The organism is uncultured Campylobacter sp., assembly GCF_938041645.1.
Lineage (GTDB): Bacteria > Campylobacterota > Campylobacteria > Campylobacterales > Campylobacteraceae > Campylobacter_B.
On sequence record NZ_CALIST010000064.1, the window covers coordinates 1 to 3677 of the forward strand.

General features: G+C 38.4%; 4 protein-coding genes. 1 reads left to right on the forward strand and 3 read right to left on the reverse strand.

Annotated elements, in window-relative coordinates; translation table 11 throughout:
• Positions 1 to 243, forward strand: a 243-nt coding sequence (locus tag Q0600_RS09350; protein ID WP_298759583.1) for a DKNYY domain-containing protein, incomplete at its 5' end; no start/stop codon positions are given.
• A gap of 805 nt (positions 244 to 1048) precedes the next feature.
• Here Q0600_RS09350 and Q0600_RS09355 read toward each other — a convergent pair.
• The 3 genes from Q0600_RS09355 to Q0600_RS09365 all read right to left on the reverse strand — a co-directional run bounded on the left by Q0600_RS09355 (position 1049) and on the right by Q0600_RS09365 (position 3383).
• Entirely contained in the window at positions 1049 to 1693 is a 645-nt protein-coding gene (locus tag Q0600_RS09355; RefSeq protein WP_297905172.1) for a ferritin family protein, read from the reverse strand.
• Positions 1694 to 2106: 413 nt separating this feature from the next.
• A complete protein-coding gene (locus tag Q0600_RS09360) occupies positions 2107 to 2781 on the reverse strand; it encodes a histidine phosphatase family protein (RefSeq protein ID WP_298759586.1) in 675 nt (224 codons plus the stop codon).
• A 44-nt stretch (positions 2782 to 2825) separates the two neighbouring features.
• Complete coding sequence (locus Q0600_RS09365) at positions 2826 to 3383, reverse strand: rhomboid family intramembrane serine protease (protein ID WP_298759589.1); 558 nt, start codon at positions 3381 to 3383, stop codon at positions 2826 to 2828.
• Positions 3384 to 3677: the final 294 nt, after the last annotated feature.

A 3677-nucleotide genomic window follows, 5' to 3' on the forward strand; every position in this document is an offset into this window, starting at 1 on the left:
TGGATTGTTGAAAAAGAGCCTTTGATAAAAGGAGCTGATATAAAAACATTTGAAGTATTGAATAATGATTTTTCAAAAGATAAGGATAATGTATATTTTGGAACTGATAGAGAAGAAGATTTAGATTCTAAAAGTTTTAAAATTTTGAATTTAAGTAGTCAAAATAGGAATGGTTATTATTTAGAAGATAAAAATGGAATTTATTTTCTAAAAAATTTGGAATTTTATTTTGAAAAATTCTGAAATTTGTTTTTCATACTAGCATAACAGAACCTAAAAATTTTACCTTGCGAGCTTTAGAATTTAACTCGGCAAAATTTTAAATTAACGCGCGAGCCTTAGAGCTTGATCGCAAAAGAATCTAAAATTTTACTCTTTTGGAATATAGAATAATTTACTTTTTAGATTTTCTCATGCGATTTTGCCTAAAATTCCAGATAAATTTAGTATAAAATTTCATTTAAATTTTGACGATACGGGATTTCATCCAAGGATTTTATAAGCAAAAGATAATCGACATATTAAGAGGTAGCGGATATAAAATTTATCTGCAAATTCCGCAAGGATGGAATTTCTGATTTAAAATTTAAACCCTCAAAATTTTATAGTTTGATTTGCTTTCGAGTTCTCATCGCACTGAATTCTCCTTAAAATTTAAAAATGCAAAAGATTTGCCACCAAAGTTTGCTGCAAAATTTACCGACGCGAAGCTTGTTTTGTAAACAGCGCAGGAATCATATAGAAATTTCTAATAAAATTTAAAGAGATAAAATCATCGGCATGATTTATTTTAGATTTATTTTACGACAGAAATCCCGCTCTTGCGAGCAGGATTTCATTTCTTAGGGGGATAAGAAAAGGAGTTTAGGCTAAACAAATTTAGCCCGAGATTTCGTCTAGCCACGGAATTCGCGGCAAAAAGGAGCAAAAAGACGAAATCTCGCGCAAAATTTTAAGTCGAGATTTAAGCGATCGGCTCGCGACAATAAACGAGATTTGCGACGGCTTCAAAAACTATCGCAAAAAACACTGTGCCGCAAGCGTCAAATCAGACAAGCCTTTGTTTTTTGAAATACTCGCGCGGAGCCTTGCAAAGCGGACAGGCGCCTGGAGCCTTCTTGCCTCGATGGACGTGGCCGCAGACCTCGCACACCCAAACCTCCTCGTCAAAACTCTCGAAAAAGCCTTCCTCTAGCAGGATCTTTTGAAGCTCATTGTATTCGCGCTCGTGCTCCTCCTCGACCTTGCCGATAGCGTTAAAAAGGCGCGCAACCTCTTTTTTGCCCTCTTCGGTTGCGATTTTAGCGAAGCTCGGATACATGCTCTCGTGCTCGTAGCGCTCGCCGGCGGCAGCATCAAGCAGATTTTTATCCATCTTATCAAGCGGAATGCCTGCGGCCGCATGATGCGCCTTTAGCTCGGCTCTAGCGTGCCATTTTTCATTTTCGGCGGCCTCGTAAAAATGTCGCGCAATGGCGTGAAAGCCCGCCTCTTTGGCTAAATCGCCGTAAAGATCGTATTTATTGCGCGCCTGGGACTCGCCTGCAAACGCTTTCATCAAATTTACCTGCGTCAGATCCTCGGTGATGCATTTCATCGGCTCGCCGCAGCAGCTAAGCGCGCCGCCGCCTACTTTTTGCACCTCGACCTCCGCGCCGCATTTGTCGCATCTGTAAGTTTCGTACTGTCTCATTTTAATTCCCTATCAAAATTTTTGGGGAATGATACCACGGCTACTATTAAATTTTACTTAATAAATTTTATTCTTCTCAATAAATTTATGTTTTTGAGAAAATTTCAGCACGAAATTTTCGTCCGAAAAATTTAAACTCAAGCTTTTTACAAAGCAAATAGAATTTTAAGCAAAAGCGCTAACGCTCGATTATCTAAAAATATGAAATTTAGTTTTCTGGCTTATTTAAGCCTGCGATTTTCAAGGCTAGTCACATCATTGGAAATTTTTTAAAATTTTAAAGTTATCTCAAAAATAACTTGCTAATTTTGCCGCGCAGTCTTGTTTACGAGTATATAACAATGCTCAGTAAAAGCAGCTTTAAATGCGCCAACGAGCCGCCTGATTGTAATTATGAAGCGTTAAAAGCGTAATTAAGGGCGTTGTAACATTACCATTTTGCCGCTATGATCGGTAATATCTGAGAATTTATGAATGTTAAATTCTAAGCCGCAAATCGAACAAGGAGGAAATTTATCGACTTCCTTCTTGCCTAAAAGCGAGCAAATTCCGCCTATTGCCGGATTATGTCCAACGATAAATACGCATTCTGCGCTAGCTGCATTAAAATTTTGCATAACATCTGTGCTAGAAATTTCCACATTATTGCAAGATATCGCATTATTTTCGCTAATGCTAGCGGGATTTTTAGTGCTCTTAAAAGCAGAATTTTCAGCGTTTGCGTCGCGATGTTTTTCGCTACTCAGACCAACCACATTGTATTTTTCAACATTCACACCGCACCCAAAAAATCGTATCTCATCCAAGCTGCGAACAAACTTTGCCAAATCCCATAAGCTTGCGTCGTATAACTCTCGCAATGACGCTATCTTTTTTGTCGCGCCCAGCGCATTAGCGATAATTTGCGCCGTATGGAGTGCGCGTATAGCCGAACTTGTAATAATCAAATCAGGCATAAGTCCCAAGCTACGCAGCTTTTCTCCAAGTTTATTTGCACAAAGTTCGCCCGCATAGCTTAATGTCCGCTCAAAATCGCTTCCGTTGCCGCTTTGCGCCTCGGCATGTCTTATAAAATATATCCGTTTCATCTGCATCCTTTCATAAAATTTTATGTGAAATTTAGCGTTAAATTCTACAAAATTCTAAATTTTTTCTGGATCATTCCAAAGCCATAACCGACCACGAATCCCGCTATGTGCGCATACCATGCTACATTTACGCCCATTAGCATCGGCGCAAAGCTCATTATCAAAATCGCGATAAAAATCCCACCCGCATTGCGTTCATCAAAATAAGCAATCACGCCTAAAAGCACGCAAATAGCGCCACTAGCGCCTACGATATTGACGATTTCTCCCATGCTCATGGCATAACGGATATAAACCAGACATAAAGCGCCGCTCAGCAGCCCGCCTGCGATGTAAAGTAGCGTAAATTTTATCCCACCGAACGCCCGCTCTAAAATCCCACCAAATTGATATAAAACCGCCATATTCATCGCTAGATGCATCACTCCGCCGTGCATAAAAAATGAACTTAGTAGCTGCCACGGCATCCCCTCAAAAAAATATGGATTGAGCCCGAAAAACAGGTAGGACTTAAAGCCGAAAAAATATTCTAATGCGAATGAAATCACGAAGAATAGGACATTCACCACAATGATCGCGAGAGTAAATTTGCCTGATTGCATGAAACTCCTTAAATTTTTCACGCATAGTAGCAAAATTTTGATTAAATTAAAGGCGTCGTGTAATTTTATAGGCTCGAGATAAATTTCATAGATAAGTGTTGGCATCAAAATTTCGGCGAATAGTTTTAATTGCAAGCGCCTTATCAAAATAGCTGCGTTAAAATTTAAAATTTAGATATAAAACTTTAAACTAAAAATTTCATTAATAAAATTTAGATCGTAAATCTTTTTTAAAGCTTTACGGAATTCATAGAATTTATCCAACGTAAATTAAAAAGCAAACACGCTGTAAAT